This window comes from Neorhizobium populisoli, from assembly GCF_019430945.1.
Classification (GTDB): Bacteria; Pseudomonadota; Alphaproteobacteria; order Rhizobiales; family Rhizobiaceae; genus Neorhizobium; species Neorhizobium populisoli.
Window position 1 is genome coordinate 511,297 of record NZ_JAHYCB010000003.1, and the last position, 22,784, is coordinate 534,080.

The window sequence follows — 22,784 nt, forward strand, 5'->3', positions numbered from 1 at the left end:
CAGCCGAACGACTGTTGCAAGGCTCAAATTGCCCCACCCCGTCTCTAGGCCGTCCAGGCGCCCTCGCCGGCCTTCTTCAGCATCGGCGTCCTGAATACGCCGGCAACACGCGACCGCCATTGCGGACCGAAGGCATCGAGCTTTCCATGCCAGCGTTCCGACTGCAGCATGGCCGCTCCGATAACGACCGGCTCGATATCGAGCGAGGCCATCAGTGTCAGGCCGGAAACGATCGAGGTGCCTGAGGAGATAACGTCATCCACCAGCGCGACGCGCTTATCCTTGATCAGCGGCAGCATGCGGGGATCGACGTAAAGCCGTTTCTGCTGTTCCGGCGTAGTGATCGAAGAGAGCGGTACGGAAAGCGTCTCGTCGTACCAGAATTTCTTGGAGGTCCCGAGTGGGACATATCGGGCAAAACCCAGCGAGCGGGCAACCGCCGCAGCCAGTGTCAGCCCGAGTGTCGGCAGGCCGACGATGACTTCCGGTCGATAGGCCGCAAGCTTCGGCGCCAGATCGGCAGCCAGCGCATCCTGCACGTCGAAACTCGCCTGGTTGATGATCAGCGAGGCCAGCGCATGTTCGCCATCCGCCAATGGACGGATCGGCAATCTTATCTGGCTGCCGTCATCAAGGCTGGCGGGGTAGAAGCCGGAAAACGGCCCTACCCGATCGAACGTGCCGGACGGATGGACTTCCTGCCAGAAATCATGCGGCTGCATTGGTTTTCCTATTCGAGAACTTCCAAGATAGGAGATTCCAATACCGTGCCCTTGGCGACATCCGCAATGCCGCGATCGGTCTGATGCGGGCCGGGATTGCAGGCGAGCGTCGCGCCGAAACAGGCTTTGAAGATCAGGTAAGGCGGCTGCCAGTCGGCAACCTTGTCCATCGCGGCGCGGATCTTGCGGAAGCCGTCGGCCACCTCGTCCATCGGCGCTTCGGAGACGAGGCCCGAAAGCGGCAGCGGCAGAAGCTCCACCACCTTGCCGCCGATCGCTACGGCCATGCCGCCGCCGGCCTCGATCACCGCATTGGCGGCCGCGGCCATATCGGCCGGATCCGAACCAAAGACGGTGAGGTTGTGGCTGTCATGGGCAAGCGTGGTGGCGAAAGCACCCTTCCACGTGCCCCAGCTGGTCAGGAACCCAAGACGGGTGCGGCTGTCGGCGCGGCCGTGGCGGTGGGTCACGGCGATCAGCGTCGCGCCCTCCGGGGGTACCACAAAACCGTCAACGACATCCGCATCCGTCTGCCCCCAACGCGTGAAACGCGGGCGATCGATGGTCGCGAGGCGAACTTTTTTGCCTTCCGAACGCAGCTTGAAATCCTCCGCCGAAAGCGGCTTCAGCTTGACGGAATTTTCCAGCACGCACGGATCGGTCTTGACGAGCTCAACCACCATCTTGCCCTCGCGGGCAATCGGCGTGCCGCTGGCGATCACCTGCCGCGCGCGGAAATCCTTCAGGTCCTCGAAGAGGATGATATCGGCGCGGCGGCCGGCAGCGATCAGGCCGAGATCGGCGCGGCCGATGCGCACGGACGCATTCAGCGTTGCCGCCTGCAGCGCCCATTCGGGCTTCAGGCCATAACGCACCAGCCGGCGTACCACGTCGTCCAGCCCGCCGCCCTGGACCAGATCGTCCGGAAAGACGTCGTCGGTGCAGAGCGTCACCGTCTGTGGCAGGTGGCCGAGCGTGTTCAGCGCCTCGACGAATTCCGGCAGGAGATGATCATGCGAACCGCGCAGCTCGATCGTCAGGCCGGCGCGCAGCTTCGCCATGAAGTCCTCGGCGGACACCAGTTCGTGGTCGGAGGTGATACCGGCCGCCATGAAGGCTGCGAGATCCGGGCCGGTCAGGCTGCGGGCATGGCCGCAAACCAGCTTTTCGGAGACCAGCGCCGCCTGGACGATGCCGCTGATGCGCGGTTCCCGGTCGATCACACCGCGCATGTTCATGACCTCGGCGAGACCGCCGATCTTTGGCCAGAACAGCATCTCCTCGACTTCGGTCGGGCCGAAATCGGCGCCCGCGACTTCGAGACCCGGCGCCGACGGCACGCAGGACGGCGCCAGCACGACGGCGCGCAACGGCAGCGGCTTCACCGCTTCCAGCGCCCAGGACACACCTTCCGTGCCATGCACGTTGCCGAATTCATGCGGGTCCCAGACGATCGTCGTGACACCGCGCGGCAGAACCGCACCGGCATAAGTCGCCGGCGTCACCATCGAGCTTTCGACATGCATATGCGTGTCGATCAGGCCGGGCGAGATGAACGTGCCGGTCGCATCGATGATCTCGGCCGCATCCGAACGGCTGCCGGCCTCATGCACGCTGGCAATGACCGGACCGACAAGGCCGATATCGGCCGCGCGCAGCTCGCCAGTGACGACATCCACCAGCGTGCCACCCGTGATCAGAATGTCGAACGGCCCGTCACCCCGCGCGGCAACGACCACCCGGTCGCGGAAGGAGGGTTCGGTGAATTCCTGTACCGTTGAGATAATATTCTTCACCAGCTCGCCTCCGCACGCAATGTCTCGAGAATGATGGCTTTCGCCTTGTCGACGTCGATCTCGGCGCCGTAAGCGGCATTAAATTCGACACGGCCGGGCCGCACCTCGACCACCGTGCGCCCGCGCGTCAGCCCGCCGGAAAGCTCGATGTCGATACGCGCCTCGCGCCAGGTCACATGGTCGGGATAGGCAAAGGCCACCGCCGCAACGGCATCGTAAAGTGCCATGGCCGGACGACCGCGGCTTGTGGCGATCGCAACGAAACCGGCCAAAAGGTCCGCCACCAGTTCGGCATTGCGACCGCCAGCCTCGCGCACCGGAACCACGTCTTCCGGTGAACAAAGAACCTTGCGGCAGAGATCCAGATCGATCATCCGGAACGGGATGTTGTGAGCCAGCACGATGGCCAGCGCTTCCGGGTCGGCAAAGGCGTTGAATTCCGCCGACGCGGTGTGATTGCCGGCCGTCAGCCCGCCGCCCATCCAGGTGAGATCGGTAATCTTCGCAACCAGATCCGGCCGCGCCAAAGCGACCGCCGCGATATTGGTGAGCGGCCCGAGCGCCAGGATGCGTCGCTCGCCTTCGCTCTTTTCAAGCCAGGCGCACAGCGCTTCAAACGCATCCTCGTTAAATGTGTCGGGCGCTTCCGGAAGCGCCTTGCCGACGGTCGGAATGCCCGTATCGCCAAGCACATTGGTCGCCGTCTGCAGCTGGCCGAGCACCGGCACTTCGCGACCGACATGGATGGGAAACGGCCAGACGAAAGCAGCGGCGGCACTCGCCGCGTTGCGGCGCACATTGGCGAGCGGCGCATTGCCGAAGGAAAGCGACATGCCGTCGATCGTCAGCCCCGCATGCGCCGCGACCATGATCGCGGCGATGTCGTCGAAGCCCATATCTGTATCGATCCAGATGCCCATGTCAGCCGCTCCTTACGCAAACCGAGCCAGCGGCGCGGCTTTTTCGGCCGGCAGATCGAAGACAAGTTCGGCACCCAGCGCATATGCCGGCTGGCTCGCCTCGACTTCGGCCTTGATGGGACCAATCGGCGTATCCAGCAGATATTCGCGGCTGTCGCCGGCAAAGGATGTGCCGCGCACAGTACCTCGGAAAGGACCAATTCCCAGAGTTACCATACGCGGCCGCCAGGCCAGACCCGCCGCTGAAGGGGGCTGGCTGGAAAGATTGATGAGGCCGCCGCTCGTCTTGAGCTTCCCGTTTTCCAGCGGGAAAATATTCTCGAAGCCGACGAAATCGGCGACGAAGGACGAGGTCGGGCGATTGTAGATATCCTCCGGCGAGCCGATCTGCTCGATCTTGCCGGACTTCATGACGACGATGCGGTCGGCCAGCGCCAAGGCCTCCGCCTGGTCGTGGGTGACGAAGATCATCGTCACGCCGGTCTCCTTCTGGACGCGCTGCAGCTCGGTGCGCATTTCCAGACGAAGGCGGGCATCGAGGTTGGACAGCGGCTCGTCAAGCAACAGAACCTTCGGCTCCATGACCATGGAACGGGCGAGCGCCACGCGCTGCTGCTGACCGCCGGAAAGTTCTGCCGGGCGACGATTGGCGAAATTCGACAAGCCCACCGACTTCAAGCCCGACTGTACTTTGGCATCGAGTTCTTGCCCACGCATGCCCTTCAGCTTCAGGCCGAAAGCGACGTTTTCGTAGACGGAAAGATGCGGGAACAACGCATAGGACTGGAAGACCAGACCGACGGCCCGCTTGTTGGCCGGAACGCGGGTAATATCGGAGCCATCCAGCCGCACGCGGCCGGACTTGACCGGCATCAGCCCCGCGATGGCCCGCATCGTCGTGGTCTTGCCGCAACCGGATGGGCCGAGCAGCGCGATCAGCTCGCCCTTGCGGATATCGAGATCGAGATCCGGCACGGCGGGACTGTCGCCATAGGTCAGCGTCAGCTTTTGAAGGGAGAGATAAGACGCATCAGACATAGCGGGAGAATCCAAGGAAACGTTCGGCGGCGAACACGATGCCGATGGACATCAGGGCGAGCAGCGAGGAGAGCGCGGCGACGGAAGGATCGAAGACGATTTCCATATAAGCGATCATGTCGATCGGCATGGTGCGCACGCCCGGACCGGAAAGAAACAGCGACACCGGCACCTGGTTGAACGAGGTGACGAAGCCGAGAATGAAGGCGGAAAGAATGCCGCCGCGAATGTTCGGCATCACCACCCGGAAGAATGCGCCGAGCCGCGAGGAGCCCAGCAGAACCGCCGCCTCTTCAATGTCGGAGCGCAGGTTCTCAAGACTGGCGGATACGACCCGCACCGCATAGGGCAGGATCAGCGCCGTATGCGCCATGAACAGCGCCAGCGTGATGCCGATCTGGAAGGGCACGACGATGTAGCGCAGCAGCGCCAGGCCGACGATGATGCCCGGCACGATGATCGGTGCCGAGACGATTGTGCGGACGATTTCCGCCCCCGGCAGCTTGTAGCGCGACAGCGCGTAGGAGGCTGGAATACCGAGCACCAGCGCCGCCAGCGTGCCGCCGATCGCCAGGAACATCGACATGCCGAAGGACGCGCGGAAGCTTTCGACCGTGAAGACCTTGGCGATCCAGCGCAGCGAAAAACCCTGCGGCGGGAAGGCCAGCGTCTCGCCGGCCGAGAACGATGCCGCGACGATGATGAGGAACGGCCCGATCAGGAAGGCGATCACCAGGAACAGGACGAGCGGAATGAAGAGGCTGCGTGCGACGGTCATGCTGCGGCCCTCCGCTGCTTGTTGCGGGCCGTGGCGACGCGCTTCAGGAGGATATTCGCGGCAAAGCTCATGACGATCAGGATGAAGGCGATGACGCTCGCCGCGACGAAATTGTTGGAGACGGAAACCTGCTGGTACATCAGCGTTTCCAGCATCAGCACCTTGGAACCGCCGAGGATTGCCGGCGTGATATAAGCGGTGAGACAGCCGGTGAAGACCAGCGTTCCGCCGACGACCAGACCTTCCTTGGTGAGCGGCAGGATGACCTTCCAGAACACCTGGAACCAGTTGGCGCCGAGCACCCGCGCCGCCGGCACAGCATCCTTCGGCATGTTTTCAAGCGCCGAGATCAGCGAGATGATCATCAGCGGCAGAAAAAGCTGCAGCAGGCCGATGAAGATCGCCGTTTCGGAGAAGAGAATGCGCAGCGGTACGTCGCTGATGCCCAGCGCCTGGAACGCCTGATTGACGATGCCGGTACGGCCGAGAATGACGATCCACGCATAGGTGCGCGCCACCGGCGAAATCATCAGCGGCAGCACGACCAGGCCCGTCACCTTGCCCTTCATGCCGGGTTCCAGATTGACGATCGCGAACGCCGCCGCATATCCGATCACCGCCGAGACGACCGTCACCAGCGCGCCGAGCTTCAGCGTGCGCAGGAAGACCGCCTGGTTCAGCGGGCTGGAGAAGAAGTCAATGTAAGCGGAAATCGTCCAGCCGCCGGCCGGGTTGCGGAAACCGTCGGAGAGCAGGATCACCACCGGCACAAGAAACACCGCCGCCGCGAAGATCGCAGCAGGCAGCGCAAGTGCAAGCGCTTCGGCCCTGTTTTGGAACATTGGTGGTGGTCTCCGGTGACAATCCTCTTCCGCCTGAAATTCGGGCGAAAGGTGTAGTTACATTTTCAGCGTTGGCGGGTGCCAGCCCCCCTCTGCCCTGCCGGGCATCTCCCCCTCAGGTGGGGAGATTGGCTGGGCGCGCCGACATTATCCAATCGTGAACATTGAGAACTGCGAGACCTTGCCGCGGGTCGATCTCCCCCCTTGAGGGGGAGATGCCCGGCAGGGCAGAGGGGGGTGACGTGCGTCAGCACGTGGAGCCCGCCCTTCCCGCAATTCAAGCGTCGCCCTTACTGCCCCACCTTCTCATTCCAGCTCTTCACCCACCCAGCCCGCTGATCGAGCGCGGTGGCCGAAGGAATGAGCTTCAGGCTCTTCGCCGTCTCTTCCCCGTAGGTCAGATTGTTGGCGATCTCGTCGGAAACTTTGACGTCCTTGTTGGCCGGGCTGTCGACGAACTTTTCGGCAAGCGCCTTCTGGATGTCGGTGGAAAGCCAGAAATCCATGAACTGCAGCGCGAGTTCGGACTTCTTGCCGCCCTTCGGCATGATCATCACGTTCATACCGCCCGTCTGACCTTCCTTGGGCGTTGCCCAGGCGACCGGCAGGCCGAGCTTGGTGAAAGGAGCCCAGGTGAAGCGGCCGATCGGCGCTGCCCAGATCTCTTCCTGCTTCATCAACTGCACCAGCTGCGACGACTTCTCATAGAAGGTGACGATCTCGTCCTTCTTTCCGCCAACGGCTTCGATGGCGGCCTTGAGGTCCGGCGTATCCTTGCCGAGTGCCTGGCCGAGCATGTAGAGCGCCGGCGGGCCTTGGTTGGTGGTGACATTCGGCCAGGCGATGTGGCTGGCATATTCCGGCTTCAAAAGATCGGCCCAGGACTCGATCTTCATCTTGTCGGAACGATAGGCGATCGAGGTGGCGTAGAAAGTGTAACCGACGCTCATGCCGTCCTTGTTCGGATCCTTGGCGACGTCGTAAAGCTTGTTGAAATTGGCAAGCTTCGAGGTATCGATCTTGTCGATCAGTCCGGCGCGCGAGGCGGCCAGCGCATCGGCCATGGAAACGACGGCCATGTCGATGACCGGGTTTGCCTTGTTGGCTTCCATCTTGGCCAGCCGCTCGACGCTGTTGCCGGTTTCGACGACCAGCTTGCAGCCGCAGATCTTCTCAAAGGGATCGTAGACGAGCTGCTTGTATTCGTCCTGCGCCAGCGCATAGACGGAAATCGTCAGCGTCTTTTCCTGGGCGAATGCCTGTGCGGCACCCATGGTGAGCATCAGGGCGGTGCCCGATGCGAGAATGGCTTTTTGCATGGTGGCGTTCATGATCTGAAGTTCTCCTGCTGTCGGTTTATTGGTCTGTCGTTTTATTCTGGGCATGCGATTTTAAAGGTGCGCCAGTGGATTGCCGGACGATCAGTTGCATCGGCACGCGATCTGTCTCGGAAACCACATGGCCGGCAGCTTCCGGCTCGGCTTCTCCATCCGGCTCGATGACGCGGATCAGAGCGGCGATCGCTAGGTCGGCGATTGTTCCCATGTCCATCCGCACCGTCGTCAGCGCCGGCGTCACGACCGATGACCAGATCAGGTCGTCGAAACCGGTGACGCTGACCATTTCCGGCACGCTGATGCCGCCGCGCTGCAATTCCGTCAGCGCCCTGAGCGCGGAAAGATCGGAAAGCGCGGCAAAGGCGGTAAAACCTTCCGCCGCCTTTGCCGAAAGACCCAGCGGACAGCCAGCGCCGGAAACCGCCTCGACCTTCTCGATCCACAGCACTTCGCATTCCGCCTCGTTGCCGAGACCGGCTTTCAGCCCGCCAATGCGATCATTCTGCACGTTGGAATTGGGATTGCCGCCGACCAGCAGAACCTTGCGATGGCCGAGCGAGGCGAGGTGTCGGCCCATCTGCGACCCGCCGTCCCAATGGTCGGCAGCAACCGTATTGCCCGGTGTTGAGGGCGTGTCGATCACCGCGACCGGACAGCCGACATCGGCGATGCGCGTACCGCGCCGGGGAACGATGACCATGCCATCGATGCCGCGTTCCAGAAGCCGGTTGATGGCTTCGGTCTGGGTGGCGATATCGCCGCGGGAGTCGGCGATCAACACGCCGTAACCGGCATTGGCTGCGGCGTTTTCGATCGCCTGGGCGATCTGCGGGAAGAGCGGATTGGCGATATCCGGCAGGACCATGCCGAGAACCCCGGTGCGACCCGTGCGTAGCGCCCGAGCCGTCAGGCTCGGCACATAACCGAGTTCCGCCGCCTTTGCCCGGATGCGCTCGATCAGTTCCGGCGATACCCTGCCCTTGCCCGAAAGCGCGTTCGATACCGTCGCCGCCGACACCCCGAGGGCAGCCGCGATCGCGCTCATATTCGGTCCGGAACGGGGAATGGCCATGGGCAGCCCTGCTTAATCGTTTAAGCAAAATACTTTGAACACGTGTCCTTGTCGAGTCGTTTGTGAAGCTCGCGTGACATATCCCCATTCGATGCCTTGACTTGCCGCAACCGAACAGATGGAAATCTCTCCAAAAGCAGGAGGGGTTTTCATGCAGAATGATGAAATTACGGGGCTTTCCGCCACGGCACTGTCGGAAGCTATCCATGATGGACGCGCCTCGAGCGTCGCCGTGATGCAAGCCTATCTCGACCGGATTGAGCGCTTCAACCCCGCCATCAACGCCATCGTCAGCCTGCGTGACACCGAATCCCTTCTGGCTGAAGCCGCCGCCTGCGATACCGAACTCGCCGCCGGCACCTCGCGAGGCTGGATGCAAGGCATGCCGATCGCCATCAAGGATCTTTGCGAGGTAAAGGGCATCCGGTGCACCTACGGCTCGCCGATCTTCGCCGATTTCGTGCCGGAAAAGGACGAGCTGATGGTCGAGCGCATTCGCGCGGCGGGCGCCATCATCATCGGCAAGACCAATACGCCGGAACAGGGGCTCGGCTCGCAGAGCTATAATCCGGTCCACGGCACCACGAAAAACCCCTACGACCTGACCAAGACTGTTGGCGGCTCCAGCGGTGGCGCGGCCGCTGCCCTCTCCGCCCATCTCCTGCCGATCGCCGATGGTAGCGACATGATGGGGTCACTGCGCAATCCCGCCGCCTTCAACAATGTCGTCGGCTTTCGCCCGAGCTACGGCCGTATCCCGGTATCATTGAAGCTGGAACTCTTCATGGGCCAGCTTTCCACCCTCGGGCCGATGGGCCGCACCGTGCGCGACACCGCCGCTTTGCTCGCCACCCAGGCCGGCTACGACCCACGTGACCCGCATTCGCTGGCAACGGAAGACCTGACGCCCGATGAAAACCGCGATTTCGCAGGCGCCCGCATCGCCTGGCTTGGCGATCTCGGCGGCTACCTGCCCTATGAGCCCGGCGTGCTGGATCTCTGCCGCTCCACCATGCCCGTCTTCGAAAAGCTCGGCTGCACGGTGGATGAGATCGTTCCGGACTACGACATGGCGGATGTCTGGCGCTCCTGGACGACGCTGCGAAGCTGGCTGACCGCCAACAGCCAGCGCGACAATTACGACGACCCGACCCGGCACGCTTTGCTGAAGCCGGAAATGATCTGGGAAATTGAACGCGGCCTCGACATGACCGGCCGCGAGGTGCATTTCGCCTCGAAACGCCGCAGCGCCTGGTATCAGTATCTGCTGACAGTCTTTGGCCGGTACGACTACCTGATCCTGCCATCGGCGCAGGTCTTCCCCTTCGACGCGACGACCCATTGGCCGAAAGAGGTCGGTGGCCGTACGATGGACACCTATCATCGCTGGATGGAGGTGGTGATCCCCGCCTCGATGGCCGGCCTGCCGGTGGCGGCAATGCCGGCGGGATTTGGGACGAATGGGTTGCCGAACGGTATCCAGATCATCGGACGGCCGCGAGCAGACAAGGCGGTGCTGGAACTGGCGCTGGCTTATGAGGCGGCGACGGATTGGCTGGGAGTGCGGCCTACGCTTTAGGCGGCATCGGAGCAATTAGCGGAAATCTCTCTGTCATCCTTGTCCTGTAAGGCGGAAGCGCTTTGCAACGGAACGCCAAGGCTTCCATCGATCGAACGAGAGTAGAAATGGGCGTCAGAAACTATCTGATCGAAGGCGTGTCCGGCACCGGAAAGACGTCCGTCGCCACCGAACTGCAACGCCGCGGATACCACGTCCTCCATGGAGATCGTGACCTGGCCTATCGGGGCGATCCGCAGACTGGCGAACGGCTGGAAGGTTCCGCGCAGGATGCACTGGATGTAGCCTTCATACACAGGCACCATATCTGGGACGTCGATCAGGTGAAGTCTCTGATGGCCGATCGAAGCCGGTCAATCACGTTCTTCTGCGGCGGATCGCGGAACTTCCATCATTTCATCGACTTTTTCGACGAAGTCTTCGTTCTCGATGTTGATCTGGATACGCTGAAGGCGCGGCTCACCAACCGTCCAGAGGACGAGTTCGGCGGAAGGCCTGTCGAACAGGAGCTGATCATCCGGCTTCACACGACGAAGGAAGACATTCCCGCAAACGCCACGGTGATAGACGCCACGGCGCCGCTCGTCTCCGTTGTCGACGACATTCTCAGAAGATGCGGAGAAGCAGACCGAGACTAGACCTCAGGGTCTACCACCCCACAACCTCTTCCCCATACCGCCCGACCTCTTCCAGCAACCATGTCCGGAAGGCAACCACGGGCCGAAAGCTCGCCTTGCTCACCGGCGCCACCGCGTAATACGCACTCGGGCTACGCACCTGATGCGGAAACGCTTCGACAAGCTGCCCGCTCGCCAGTTCGGAATCGATCAGGAACAGCGGCATCAATGCCACGCCCAGCCCTGCGATACAGGCTTGCGCCACGCTGCCGAATTGTTCGAACCGCATGCCCTGCGCCGGCGTTCCCGCCACCCCGAGGCTTTCGAACCAGTGTGTCCATGCCCCCGGCCGCGACGCCATATGCAGGAGCGGCATGCGCAACAGATCTTCGCCTTTCCCGATCGGATGGGTGTTGAGAAAAGCCGGCGAAGCGACCGGCGCCACCATTTCCTCCATCAGGAAGGTGCATTCCGCCCCCGGCCAGTCCGGCCCCTTTTCACCCATAGGCCCGACATGGATTGCCATGTCGATCCCGTCGCGGTCGAAATCGAACATGCCGATCCGCGTCGCGAAATTGAGTGTAATCTCCGGATGCCGGGCAACGAATTGCGGGATGCGCGGCATCAGCCAGCGGGTGCCGAAGGTCGGCAGGATGGCAAGGTTCAGCTGGTCGCTATGCCGTTTGGTCATGACGGCGAGCGAAGCGGAGCGGATCTGCGCCAGTGCCGTGGCCACCGCCTTGGCATAGTCCTCGCCTGCGGCCGTCAACAGAACCCCACGGCTGGTCCGGTCGAAAAGCGCAATGCCCAATTGCTCCTCGAGCCCGGAAACCTGCCGGCTGATCGCTCCTTGCGTCAGTGAAAGCTCTTCGGCCGCCGCCGAAAAGCTGCCAAGCCGGGCGACGGAATCGAAGGCGGCAAGCGCCGACGTGGAGGGGAGCAGTTTTCGCGAAAGGCTGACCATGCCCTATTACTATAGATCATGGCCGATTGAGTAAACGGTGCTTGCTCTTGAGACGCTCGTGGAGATAATTCCTTCAACCTTGAAACTTGGAGACAGACCCATGGCCTTTTCCTGGAGTGACCCCTTCCTGCTGGACGACCAGCTCTCCGAAGACGAGCGGATGATCCGTGACTCGGCAGCAAGCTTCGCCAAGTCCGAACTTCTGCCGCGCGTCCAGGAAGCCTATCTCGACGAGACCACCGACAAGGGCCTGTTCAAGCTGATGGGCCAGACCGGCCTGCTCGGCGTGACGCTGCCGGAAGAATACGGCGCAGCCAACGCCTCCTACGTCGCCTATGGCCTCGTCGCCCGCGAAATCGAGCGTATCGACTCGGGCTACCGTTCGATGATGAGCGTCCAGTCCTCGCTGGTCATCTACCCGATCTTTGCCTACGGCTCCGACGAACAGAAGAAGAAGTACCTGCCAGGCCTCGTCTCGGGCGACCTGATCGGCTGTTTCGGCCTGACCGAGCCGGATGCCGGTTCCGATCCGGGCGGCATGAAGACCCGCGCCGAAAAGATCGAGGGCGGTTATCGCCTGCGCGGTTCCAAGATGTGGATTTCCAACGCGCCGATCGCCGACGTCTTCGTCGTCTGGGCGAAGTCGGAAGCCCATAACAACGAGATCCGCGGCTTCGTGCTCGAAAAGGGCATGAAGGGCCTGTCTGCCCCGAAGATCGGCGGCAAGCTGTCGCTGCGCGCCTCGATCACCGGCGAAATCGTCATGGACAGTGTCGAAGTCGGTGAAGACGCGATCCTGCCCAACGTCTCGGGCCTCAAGGGTCCGTTCGGCTGCCTCAACCGCGCCCGCTACGGCATTTCCTGGGGCGTGATGGGTGCCGCCGAAGACTGCTGGTTCCGCGCCCGCCAGTATGGCCTCGACCGCAAGCAGTTCGGCAAGCCGCTCGCCGGCATGCAGCTTTACCAGAAGAAGCTCGCCGACATGCAGACGGAAATCACCCTCGGCCTGCAGGGTTCGCTTCGCGTCGGCCAGCTGATGGACCAGCACAAGATGGCCCCTGAAATGATCTCGATCATCAAGCGCAACAACTGCGGCAAGGCGCTCGATATCGCCCGCCAGGCACGCGACATGCACGGCGGCAACGGCATCCAGATCGAATACCATGTCATGCGCCATTCGCAGAACCTGGAAACGGTCAACACCTACGAAGGCACGCACGACGTCCACGCGCTGATCCTAGGCCGCGCCCAGACGGGTATTCAGGCGTTTTTCTGAGCCAAAGACTTATAAATCATCGACAGCAGAAGCCCGGCCGCGCCAGCGCGACCGGGCTTTTTTTTAATTGTCCGCCTTCAACGCCGCACTAGCCAAAAATGTGAATGTGTCACCCCACTCCAGATAATAGAGCTTGTTTCGATCGTTTCCAAGATCGACCCATTCATCAAGCACGGAGGACCATGCATTTGACGTGATGTTTGTTCGGCCCAGGTAGTAAGCGAGCTTCTTGCGATGAACCTGTGACGACCCAAAATGCATCACGTCCACAAGAAGATTTTTCAAAAGCGCAGAATTCATAGATAATCCTCATTTTTTTCGCAAAACTCAATTTACGGAAAGAAACTAAATTTTCTACAAAAATCTGCATTTTCCAAAAAAAATCACATTAAAAGCGTAGCTCCGGTGCAGACGCTAATCTGATCTTTTGTGCTTGTCAGCGCTGCGATTGCCCCAGCGCGCTTTCTCGATAACAGCGACATCACCCTTCTTCATTCCAGCATGATCCATGAGGTGCGCCTTGCGCTTTCAACAAATCGGCCCAGCCGCTTCCAGCGCGCCGGGCCGATTTATTTCCATGTAACGATTGCTGGTTCAGGCGTTCGCACCCAACATGCCGAGAAGCTCATCCAGCTGCCCGAACTGCTCGGGCATCGCGCCTTCCATGCCGGCGCAGGATTCGTCGCACGCTTCCTTGGAAGGATAGAGCTCATTCAGCACCAGCAACGTCTTGCCGTCCTTTTCCTCAAAGGTGACCGTGGTGACGGAGCCGTTTTCGCTTTCGTCATTGGTCCAGACGAGACGCGAAGGCGGCGATACTTCGAGATATTTCCCGAAGAAGGTCATGGAGTTTTCGACATCCTGTCCGAACGTGACGCTGTAGCCGCCGCCGGTGCGGATATCCATCTCGCAGGCGAGAAGCGGCACGCCGCTGGATTTCGGCGCCCACCACAGCATGAACAATTCCGGCTTGGTCCACGCATCGAAAACGAGGCGAACCGGAGCATCGAAGCTGCGCGTCACGGCAAGTTCGCGCTCGGATTTCCGTTCGACCGCCGTGTGGCCGTCACTCATTTTATCCATCGATTTTCTCCTTAACCGCGGCGAGCCGCTTCGATCGTCGCGACGTCGATCTTCTGCATCTTCATCATCGCGGCGAAGGCTCGTTTCGCCTCATCACCGCCGGCCGCCATCGCTTCCGTCAGCACGCGCGGCGTGATCTGCCAGGAGACGCCCCACTTGTCCTTGCACCAGCCGCATTCGCTTTCCTGGCCACCATTGCCGACGATAGCGTTCCAGTAGCGGTCGGTCTCTTCCTGGTCTTCGGTCGAGATCTGGAAGGAGAACGCTTCGTTGTGCTTGAAGACCGGGCCGCCGTTCAGGCCGATGCAGGCGACGCCCGCAACCGTGAATTCCACGACGAGCACATCGCCCTGCTTGCCATCCGGATAGTCGCCCGGCGCATGGGTGATCTTGCCGACCGCGCTGTCCGGAAAAGTCTTGGCGTAAAAGCGGGCGGCTTCTTCGGCGTCCTTGTCGTACCATACGCAGATCGTGTTCTTTGCCATTTCATCACTCCCTTTTGAAAGCTTGCCGAACGGCCGTTGATCACGACCATGCCTTAAAGACGCAGGCACTTTCAGCGATCCGACACCCATCTGAAAAAAATCTCAAATAGCCTCACACCGCACGCCGTTTTTCGTCATTGGCGAAATTTCCGCCTTCGGTGTATCAGTGGCGTGCAACATGCTGGAATAAGAAGGTCGAATCCCAAAATGCACGCCATGGAACAGACGGCGGAAGACGCCGGTGGCGGTTTCAACGTCGGCGAGCGGCTCCGACTGGTGCGGCAAAGTCATGGACTTTCCCAGCGGGCGCTGGCGATGAAGGCCGGCGTCACCCACTCGCTGGTTTCGCTGATCGAAAAGAACAAGGTCAGCCCCTCGGTCGCCTCGCTGAAGAAGATCCTGGAAGCGATCAACTATCCGCTGACCGATTTCTTCGCGCTGACCCTGCCGCCGGTCGACCAGATTTTCTACCGCGCCGACGAACTGACGCCGCTTTCCACCGGCGCGCTGACGCTGCTGCAGGTGGGTGACGCGAAATCCCACAGCATCCAGGTGTTTCACGAGTTCTACGAGCCCGGCGCCGATACCGGCGAGACCATGCTGAGCCACGAGGCGGAAGAAGGTGGCGTAGTGGTCGCCGGCGAGCTGGAACTGACCGTCGGCAACCAGACGCGCATCCTGAAGAAAGGCGATGCGTTCCTGTTCGACAGCCGCCAGCCGCATCGTTATCGCAATGTCGGCACCGAGCGCTGCGAAGTCGTCAGCGCCGTCACCCCGCCTTATCTGTAACATCGCTTTAATGCAAAAAATTCGCATTAAAGCCTGTCTTCGCCGTTGATTACCCACGGCGGATATCCTAACTCAAGGGCCGGAATTCTCCGCGCATCTGCCGGCGGCTCCAGAAGGCTTCCACAACGCTCTTCGGCCCGCCCTTCGCGATTTTCAAACCGAAAGTGGATCCCATGCAGACCTATCCCGACGTCAAACTTCTCATCAACGGCGAATGGCGCGATGCCATCGGCGGCGAGACCCTTCCGGTCATCGACCCGGCAACCGAAGAGGTGATCGGCAAGATCGCCCACGCCCGCAAGGCGGACCTCGACTTCGCACTGGAAGCCGCTGAAAAGGGCTTCAAGGTCTGGCGCGACACCTCGCCGCTCGACCGCTCCAAGCTGATGCGCAAGGCCGCGGACGTCATGCGTTCGCGTGTCGACCAGATCGCCTACATGATGACCCGCGAACAGGGCAAGCCGCTTGCCCAGTCGAAGATCGAGATCATGAACGCGGCCGATACGATCGACTGGTTCGCCGAAGAGGCCCGCCGCACCTACGGCCAGATCATCCCGTCCCGTTTCTCCGGCGTTTCGCAGATGGCGATCAAGCTGCCGGTCGGCCCGGTTGCCGCCTTCACCCCGTGGAACTTCCCGATCAACCAGGTCGTCCGCAAGCTCTCCGCAGCAATTTCGACCGGCTGCTCGATCATCGTCAAGGCACCGGAAGAAACCCCGGCCTCGCCCGCTGAACTGATCCGCGCCTTCGTCGATGCCGGCATTCCGGCAGGCGTCGTCAACCTTGTTTACGGCACGCCGGCTGAAATCTCCGAATACCTGATCGCCCATCCGGTCATCCGCAAGATCTCGTTCACCGGCTCCACCCCGGTCGGCAAGCATCTGGCGGCGCTCGCCGGCAAATATATGAAGCGCGCCACGATGGAACTCGGCGGCCATGCCCCGGCGATCATCTTCAACGATGCCGACCTTGAAAAGGCGATCGAAGTCACCTCGCTGGCCAAGTTCCGCAATGCCGGCCAGGTCTGCGTCGCGCCGACCCGCTTCCTCGTGCAGGATGGCATCGCCGACAAGTTCATGGACGGTTTCGTCAAGGCCGCTCAGGCACTCAAGGTCGGCAACGGCCTCGAAGACGGCATCACCATGGGCCCGCTCGCCAACGATCGCCGCATCCCTGCCATGGAAGAGATGATCCATGATGCGGTTTCGCAGGGCGCCGAATTGAAGACCGGCGGCAAGCGCATCGGCAACAAGGGTTACTTCTTCGAGCCGACGATCCTCGCCGACGTCCCGACCTCGGCCAAGATGATGAACGACGAGCCCTTCGGCCCGCTCGCCATCGTCAACCGCTTCTCGACCTATGAAGACGCGATCGAAGAAGCCAATCGCCTGCCCTTCGGCCTCGCCTCCTACGCTTTCACCGGCTCGGTCAAGACCGCGCACCTGCTCAGCCGCAATCTCGAAGCCGGCATGCTGACGATCAATCACAACGGCCTCGCCCTTCCGGAAGTGCCGTTCGGAGGCATCAAGGACTCGGGCTACGGCACGGAAGGCGGCTCGGAAGCCACCGAAGCCTATCTGGAAACCCGCTTCGTTTCGCAGATGAGCTGATTGAGTTCGCGTAAATTGCCCCTCATCCGCCCTGCCGGGCACCTTCTCCCCGTTTTGACGGGGAGAAGGAAATATGCCGCACTCGCTTGCCATCTCACGGCGTTGCATGTGGCACGTCCCCTCTCCCCGCAAGCAGGGAGAGGGTTTGGGTGAGGGGCAATTTTGAAATTGATAGAAATTGAAAACCGGCCCGGCGCTCTGCCTTGGCCGGTTTTCTTTTACGCTTGCCGATCCAATCCGAGTCGAATACCAAAAACAAAACATGAACAATTGGATCGCATCATGGCCGAAGCGGAAGCAGCACCTCTCCTGAAGGAAATCTTCAACCGCGACCGGCTCCGCCATTTCGCAACCGAGACCGCTTCCATCCATCCGGCTTTCGATCAAGAGCGTTTCCTGTCACTCGCCTCCGAAGGTCTGGATAGCCTCAGCATCATGCAGCGCCTCCGCCAGATCGCGGTCGCTTTCCACGCCGTGCTGCCGGGCGGTTTCGAAAAGAATATCGAAATTCTGCGGGCGCTCGCGCCACGCATCAATCACGGTTTCGCCTCCATCACCCTTCCGGAATATGTGGCGCTTTACGGCCACGATCATTTCGACCTGTCGATGGAAGCACTGGCCTTCTTCACCCGCTTCGGCTCTTCGGAATTCGCCATCCGGCATTTCCTGCTGAAGGATCAGGCGCGGACGCTCGACGTCATGCAGCGCTGGTCGAAGGACGAGAACGAACATGTGCGCCGGCTCTCCAGCGAAGGCTGTCGCCCGCGCCTGCCCTGGTCGTTTCAGCTCAAGTCTCTGATTGCCGATCCGTCGCCAGTCGCAGCGATCCTCGAAAACCTGAAGAGCGATCCGAGCCTCTATGTGCGTAAATCCGTCGCCAACCATCTGAACGACATCACCAAGGACCACCCGGCCTGGGTGTTCGACAAGATCGCCGACTGGGACCAAGATGATCCGCGTACCGCCTGGATCATGAAACAGGCGCTCCGCACCCTGATCAAGAAAGGCGACACCCGCGCGCTGCATCTCTTCGGCGCCGGCCACAAGGCCGAGGTGAAGATCGAGGATTTTTCGGTGACGCCGTCAGCGCTGAGACTTGGCGGCGCGGTGAAGATTGCAGCCAGGCTTACTTCGACAGCGTCAGCGCCGCAAAAGCTGCTGATCGACTATGCGGTCCACTACGTGAAGAAGGCCGGTGGCACGTCGAAGAAGGTTTTCAAGTGGAAGGAGATCACGCTGGCGCCGGGTGCAACGGCGGAGCTTGCGATCAGCCGGGCGATCCGCGATTTCACGACGCGTGTGCATTATGCCGGGCGGCATGAGGTGGAGCTGTTTGTCAATGGCGAAGTGCTGGGGACGAGCGGGTTTGAGCTGACCACGGTTTAATCGGGACGGGAGCGGCGCCACAAACTCCATCTTCCCCCTTGCGGAAGAAGAATGGAGCCCGCGGCACCATCTCAAACCCCTACTTCCGCTTATCAAACCCACCCTTGCCGCCGAACTTCTTCGGGCCGCCGGCGCCACCCGGCTTCTTCTTGAACGGCCGGTCGCCCGCGTCCTTGCTGAACGGCTTGTCGCCACTCTTCTTGTAAGGCTTTGCCGACGTCTCCGCCCCCCGGCTGTCGGCGCGAGCCGGCTTGCCCTTGCCGAAATCGCTTTTCGGCTTGGCATCGCCCCAGACCTCGTCATCCATACGACGCTCGTCTCTCACCTTCTCGCCAGCCGGCTTGCTCTTCGACTGCCATTCCTTGCGTGGGCCGTTCTCGGCGGGTTTGCCGGCAAAAGGCCGATCACCTGTAGGCCGATCACCTGCTGGCCTGTCGCCGACGGGTTTATCGCGGAACGGCTTGTCCTTGCGCGGGCCATCCTTGAACGACTTTTCCTTCCAGGGCTTGTCGAGACGCGGGCCTTCGCGGCGCGGATAACCTTCTTCCGGCGCTTCGCGGGAGAACTTGGTGAAATCCGGCACGCCCTCGAGACGCGTCACGCGGATGCCGCGCTCCATCATGCCGTCCTTGCCGAGCTTGCCCATGAAGCGCTCGACATGACCAGCCGCGATCTCCACGAAGGTCTCGTCCTGCTGCATCTTGATCGCGCCGATCTCGTTCTTGGTGATATCGCCGCTGCGGCAGATGGTGGGGATCAGCCAGCGAGGCTCGGCGCGCTGCTTGCGGCCGACCGAGAGCGAGAACCACACGGCCGCACCGAAATCGCCGCGCGGCGTCAGCGGCCGCGAGACCGGATCGCCGGCATTGGCACCGCCTTCGCGGGGCTTGCGCGCACCATCGAGCGAAACTTCGACGATATCTTCCGGCGCGGAATTCTTGCCGCGATAAAGCGACACGAAGGCGGTTGCGAGCTTGGTCGCGTCGAAACGCTCGATGAGCTTTCCGATCAGCGCCTGTTCGTCCTCGTCCTTGGCTGCCTCTTCGAAGATCGGATCGGCGAACAGCCGCTCCTCGTCTCTGGCGACGACTTCGTCAGCCGAAGGCGGACGCGCCCAGGTGGGTTCGATCTGCGCGCCCATCAGCAGGCGCTCGGCCTTGCGGCGCTGGTTTACCGGAACGATCAGTGCGCTGACGCCCTTGCGGCCGGCACGACCCGTGCGGCCCGAACGGTGCAACAGCGTTTCCGAATTGGTCGGCAGGTCGGCATGGATGACGAGTTCGAGGCCGGGCAGGTCGATGCCGCGGGCGGCGACATCGGTCGCGATGCAGACTCGGGCGCGGCCATCGCGCATCGCCTGCAGCGCATGGGTGCGCTCGTTCTGGGTCAGTTCGCCGGACAAAGCCACGACGGAGAAATTGCGGTTGGAAAGCCGCGCATGCAGATGGTTGACGGCAGCACGCGTCGAGCAAAACACGATCGCGTTCGGCGCCTCATAGTAGCGCAGCACGTTGACGATCGCATGTTCGCGATCATGCGCTGTGACGAGCAGCGCCCGCTGCTCGATGTCCACATGCTGCTTCTGTTCGGCCTGGGTGCTGATCCGCACCGCATCACGCTGGTAGCTCTTTGCAAGCTTGGCGATCGCTGCCGGCACGGTAGCCGAAAACATCAGCGTGCGACGGTCGTCCGGCGCAGACTCGAGAATGAATTCGAGGTCTTCGCGAAAACCGAGATCGAGCATCTCGTCGGCTTCGTCGAGAACGGCAACCTTCAGCTCGGAAACATCCAGCGCATTGCGGCGGATGTGGTCGCAGATACGGCCGGGCGTGCCAACGACGATATGTGCGCCGCGCTCCAGTGCCCGACGCTCGTTGCGGATATCCATGCCGCCGATGCAGGCGGTGATGATCGCGCCGGCTTCGGCATAAAGCCAGTCCAGCTCGCGCTTCACTTGCATGGCAAGCTCGCGGGTCGGGGCGATGACGAGTGCGAGCGGCGCTTCGGCGCGGCCGAACCGGTCCTTGCCGTCGAGCAGCGTCGGCGCCATGGCGAGACCGAAGGCGACCGTCTTGCCGGAGCCTGTCTGGGCCGACACCAGCGCATCGGCGGTAACGAGCGCCGGGTCGAGCATCGCCAGCTGTACCGGGGTCAGCGTCTCGTAACCGCGCTTTTCCAACGCCTGTGCGATCGCCGGAACGGCGCCGTTGTAATCAGTCATCTACCTGTCTTTCGGATTTGCATGCGCATAAGCGCCAAGGCTGCAACGATCGCAGCCGAACGTTTGCGCCGTCCGTATAGGGTTGAGGGGCAAAAGTCAAAGGATGAGGTGGTATGCGCGGGGCGCATGTCGCGCTTTGCAGGGCAACGACGCGGTAGAAACGAGAGGGTGCGGCAAACTCCCTTCTTCCCCTTTGCGGGGAAGATGTCGCCAGAGGCGACAGATGGGGGTGGTGCCACAAGCCCGACGTAGAATGTGCTGAACCACCCCCATCTGTCAGCTCCGCTGACTGCCGGGGTTGAGCCACGGGTCTCAACCCGCTCTTCGAGCCCCCGCAAGGGGGGAAGAAGGGAGCCAGCGGCAAGACACTCTCAAACAGCAAACACCTTCGCCCGCCGCAGGGTCACGAACCCACCATCGCCAGCCTTCACACTCCGCTCCGGCTCGACATCGAGCTCGAGATGCTCGCCGGTCTCCGCCGTCGCCAGCACGCGCCGGCCATCCGGACGGTCCAGCACGCGGGTGATGCTGGCCGGGATACCCGGCCCCTGCAGCGCCCAGTCGAGATCGGCGGGGCGCGCATAAAGCTCGGCCTTGCCATCCGGCAAACCGGAAACCGCAATCGCCGCACCGCTGGCATAGGCCTTGCCGTCACGCACTTCCGCGGCGATCACATTCGCATCGCCCAGGAACTTCATCACGAAGGCCGACTTCGGATCGCGGCACACCTCTTCCGGCGTGCCTTGCTGAACGATCTGGCCGTCCTTCAGGATCACCACCCGGTCCGCGAGGTCCAGCGCCTCTTCCTGGTCGTGCGTCACGAAGATCGTCGTGATGCCGAGTTCCGAATGGATTTCGCGCAGCCAGCGGCGCAGGTCGCGACGAACATTGGCGTCGAGCGCCCCGAACGGCTCGTCGAGCAGCAGAACCTTTGGGTCGACGGCAAGCGCACGAGCAAGCGCCACACGCTGCCGCTGGCCGCCGGAAATCTGCGCCGGGAAACGGTCGCCGAGGCCTTCGAGCCGTACCAGCCGCAGAAGCTCGGTGACCCTAGCTTCGATCGCTGCCTTCTCGCGCTTCACCTTGGAGACCTTCATGCCGAAGGCGATGTTCTCCGCCACCGTCATATGCGGGAACAGCGCGTAATGCTGGAAGACGAAACCGACGCCGCGATCACGCACCGGAATATCCGTCGCGTCCTGGGTGTCGAAATGGATCGAGCCGCTATCGGAATATTCCAGCCCCGCCACCATGCGCAGGATCGTCGTCTTGCCGGAACCGGACGGGCCGAGCAGCGCGACAAGCTCGCCGCTTTCGATTTCTAGCGACACGTCTTTGACGGCGCGAAAAGTCTCGAAGGTTTTGATGACGTGGTCGAGGCGGATTTTCATGATGCATTCTCCGCGGAATTGGCAGCAGGCTGGACGCGACCGGCGCCCTGCTTTTCAAGGGCAACCTTGGCAATGATGGTGAAGACGGCGATCAACGCCAGAATAGAGGCCGAGGCAAACGCCCCCGCCGCCTGATAATCGTGATAAAGCAGTTCGATATGCAGCGGCAGCGTATTGGTCTGGCCGCGGATATTGCCCGAGACGACCGAGACCGCGCCGAACTCGCCCATGACGCGGGCGTTGCACAGTACGACGCCGTAAAGCAACGCCCATTTGACGTTCGGCAGCGTCACCGAAAAGAACGTCCGCCAGCCGGATGCGCCGAGCGAGGTCGCCGCTTCTTCCAGATCGCGCCCCTGCGCCTGCATCAGCGGGATCAGTTCGCGTGCTACAAACGGCGCGGTGACGAACATCGAGGCGAGGATGACGCCGGGGATCGCGAACAGGATTTTGATGTCCCAGGCATCCAGCATTTCACCGAACAGGCCCTGCAGGCCGTAGACGAACAGATAGGCCACACCGGCGACGATCGGCGAGACCGAGAAGGGTATCTCGATCACCACCAGCAGAAACCGTTTGCCCCAGAAATCGAACTTGGTGATCGACCATGCCGCCGCGACGCCGAAGGCAGTATTGATCGGCACGGCAATCAGCGCCGCCAACACGGTGAGCATGATGGCATGCCGCGTATCCGGATGCAGGATCGTATCGCGATAGACCGCCCAGCCCTTGGAAAATGCCTCGACACCGATGACGACGAGCGGCGCGACAATGATCAGCGCCACGAGGATCAGCACGATGCCGATCAGCGCCCGGCGGAAAAGCGGCTGATCGCCGACGCGCGGCGGTTTACGGCGGGAAGAGATGGCGCTCATGAA

Annotated in this window: 21 protein-coding genes; 6 read left to right on the forward strand and 15 right to left on the reverse strand. The window is 61.8% G+C overall.

Annotation, left to right across the window (positions count from 1 at the left end):
• Positions 1 to 44: 44 nt before the first annotated feature.
• From KX729_RS10415 to KX729_RS10450, 8 genes are all read right to left on the reverse strand, one after another.
• On the reverse strand, positions 45 to 722 hold the full coding sequence (locus tag KX729_RS10415; protein ID WP_219742363.1) for a phosphoribosyltransferase: 678 nt from the start codon (positions 720 to 722) through the stop codon (positions 45 to 47).
• Positions 723 to 730: 8 nt separating this feature from the next.
• On the reverse strand, positions 731 to 2,518 hold the full coding sequence (locus KX729_RS10420; protein WP_219742364.1) for an adenine deaminase: 1,788 nt from the start codon (positions 2,516 to 2,518) through the stop codon (positions 731 to 733).
• Positions 2,515 to 3,438 carry a nucleoside hydrolase gene (locus KX729_RS10425; protein WP_219742365.1) on the reverse strand — a complete coding sequence of 308 codons (924 nt, stop codon included), beginning with the start codon at positions 3,436 to 3,438 and terminating at the stop codon, positions 2,515 to 2,517. The genes KX729_RS10420 and KX729_RS10425 overlap by 4 nt, the downstream gene beginning before the upstream one ends.
• Positions 3,439 to 3,450: 12 nt before the next feature.
• On the reverse strand, positions 3,451 to 4,476 hold the full coding sequence (locus KX729_RS10430) for an ABC transporter ATP-binding protein (RefSeq protein ID WP_219742366.1): 1,026 nt from the start codon (positions 4,474 to 4,476) through the stop codon (positions 3,451 to 3,453).
• Positions 4,469 to 5,254, reverse strand: a complete 786-nt coding sequence (locus KX729_RS10435) for an ABC transporter permease (protein WP_219742367.1) — start codon at positions 5,252 to 5,254, stop codon at positions 4,469 to 4,471. The genes KX729_RS10430 and KX729_RS10435 overlap by 8 nt, the downstream gene beginning before the upstream one ends.
• On the reverse strand, positions 5,251 to 6,096 hold the full coding sequence (locus KX729_RS10440; protein WP_219742368.1) for an ABC transporter permease: 846 nt from the start codon (positions 6,094 to 6,096) through the stop codon (positions 5,251 to 5,253). Before KX729_RS10440 ends, KX729_RS10435 begins: the two co-directional genes overlap by 4 nt.
• Before the next feature lie 290 nt (positions 6,097 to 6,386).
• The gene (locus KX729_RS10445; RefSeq protein ID WP_219742540.1) at positions 6,387 to 7,415 is read right to left on the reverse strand and encodes an ABC transporter substrate-binding protein; all 1,029 of its coding nucleotides are present in this window, start codon (positions 7,413 to 7,415) and stop codon (positions 6,387 to 6,389) included.
• Between the two features lie 37 nt (positions 7,416 to 7,452).
• The gene (locus KX729_RS10450) at positions 7,453 to 8,505 is read right to left on the reverse strand and encodes a LacI family DNA-binding transcriptional regulator (RefSeq protein ID WP_219742369.1); all 1,053 of its coding nucleotides are present in this window, start codon (positions 8,503 to 8,505) and stop codon (positions 7,453 to 7,455) included.
• 151 nt (positions 8,506 to 8,656) lie between these two features.
• On the opposite strand from KX729_RS10450, the gene KX729_RS10455 reads away from it, so the two are divergent.
• Entirely contained in the window at positions 8,657 to 10,084 is a 1,428-nt protein-coding gene (locus KX729_RS10455) for an amidase (RefSeq protein WP_219742370.1), read from the forward strand.
• Positions 10,085 to 10,191: 107 nt separating this feature from the next.
• Positions 10,192 to 10,722, forward strand: a complete 531-nt coding sequence (locus tag KX729_RS10460) for an AAA family ATPase (protein WP_219742371.1) — start codon at positions 10,192 to 10,194, stop codon at positions 10,720 to 10,722.
• A 10-nt stretch (positions 10,723 to 10,732) separates the two neighbouring features.
• Here KX729_RS10460 and KX729_RS10465 read toward each other — a convergent pair whose 3' ends face one another.
• Positions 10,733 to 11,665 carry a LysR family transcriptional regulator gene (locus KX729_RS10465; RefSeq protein WP_219742372.1) on the reverse strand — a complete coding sequence of 311 codons (933 nt, stop codon included), beginning with the start codon at positions 11,663 to 11,665 and terminating at the stop codon, positions 10,733 to 10,735.
• A gap of 100 nt (positions 11,666 to 11,765) precedes the next feature.
• Between KX729_RS10465 and KX729_RS10470 the strand changes: the two genes are divergently transcribed.
• Positions 11,766 to 12,941 carry an acyl-CoA dehydrogenase gene (locus tag KX729_RS10470; RefSeq protein WP_219742373.1) on the forward strand — a complete coding sequence of 392 codons (1,176 nt, stop codon included), beginning with the start codon at positions 11,766 to 11,768 and terminating at the stop codon, positions 12,939 to 12,941.
• Between the two features lie 63 nt (positions 12,942 to 13,004).
• On the opposite strand, the gene KX729_RS10475 is transcribed toward KX729_RS10470, so the two are convergent.
• The 3 genes from KX729_RS10475 to KX729_RS10485 form a co-directional block, all read right to left on the reverse strand.
• A complete protein-coding gene (locus KX729_RS10475) occupies positions 13,005 to 13,241 on the reverse strand; it encodes a hypothetical protein (protein ID WP_219742374.1) in 237 nt (78 codons plus the stop codon).
• Between the two features lie 294 nt (positions 13,242 to 13,535).
• Positions 13,536 to 14,015: an SRPBCC family protein gene (locus KX729_RS10480; RefSeq protein ID WP_219742541.1), complete on the reverse strand. Its 480-nt coding sequence runs from the start codon at positions 14,013 to 14,015 to the stop codon at positions 13,536 to 13,538.
• Between the two features lie 20 nt (positions 14,016 to 14,035).
• A complete protein-coding gene (locus KX729_RS10485) occupies positions 14,036 to 14,509 on the reverse strand; it encodes a VOC family protein (RefSeq protein ID WP_219742375.1) in 474 nt (157 codons plus the stop codon).
• A 207-nt stretch (positions 14,510 to 14,716) separates the two neighbouring features.
• Here KX729_RS10485 and KX729_RS10490 point away from each other — a divergent pair, with 207 nt between their 5' ends.
• The 3 genes from KX729_RS10490 to KX729_RS10500 all read left to right on the forward strand — a co-directional run bounded on the left by KX729_RS10490 (position 14,717) and on the right by KX729_RS10500 (position 18,294).
• Positions 14,717 to 15,298, forward strand: a complete 582-nt coding sequence (locus KX729_RS10490; protein WP_219742376.1) for a cupin domain-containing protein — start codon at positions 14,717 to 14,719, stop codon at positions 15,296 to 15,298.
• 173 nt (positions 15,299 to 15,471) lie between these two features.
• Positions 15,472 to 16,908 (forward strand): NAD-dependent succinate-semialdehyde dehydrogenase, encoded by a 1,437-nt coding sequence (locus KX729_RS10495; protein ID WP_219742377.1) that lies wholly within the window; start codon positions 15,472 to 15,474, stop codon positions 16,906 to 16,908.
• A gap of 282 nt (positions 16,909 to 17,190) precedes the next feature.
• Entirely contained in the window at positions 17,191 to 18,294 is a 1,104-nt protein-coding gene (locus KX729_RS10500; RefSeq protein ID WP_219742378.1) for a DNA alkylation repair protein, read from the forward strand.
• A 79-nt stretch (positions 18,295 to 18,373) separates the two neighbouring features.
• Here KX729_RS10500 and KX729_RS10505 read toward each other — a convergent pair whose 3' ends face one another.
• From KX729_RS10505 to cysW, 3 genes are all read right to left on the reverse strand, one after another.
• Positions 18,374 to 20,515: a DEAD/DEAH box helicase gene (locus KX729_RS10505; RefSeq protein ID WP_219742379.1), complete on the reverse strand. Its 2,142-nt coding sequence runs from the start codon at positions 20,513 to 20,515 to the stop codon at positions 18,374 to 18,376.
• 371 nt (positions 20,516 to 20,886) lie between these two features.
• A complete protein-coding gene (locus KX729_RS10510) occupies positions 20,887 to 21,906 on the reverse strand; it encodes a sulfate/molybdate ABC transporter ATP-binding protein (RefSeq protein WP_219742380.1) in 1,020 nt (339 codons plus the stop codon).
• Positions 21,903 to 22,781: a sulfate ABC transporter permease subunit CysW gene (cysW, locus tag KX729_RS10515; protein WP_219742381.1), complete on the reverse strand. Its 879-nt coding sequence runs from the start codon at positions 22,779 to 22,781 to the stop codon at positions 21,903 to 21,905. Before cysW ends, KX729_RS10510 begins: the two co-directional genes overlap by 4 nt.
• Positions 22,782 to 22,784: the final 3 nt, after the last annotated feature.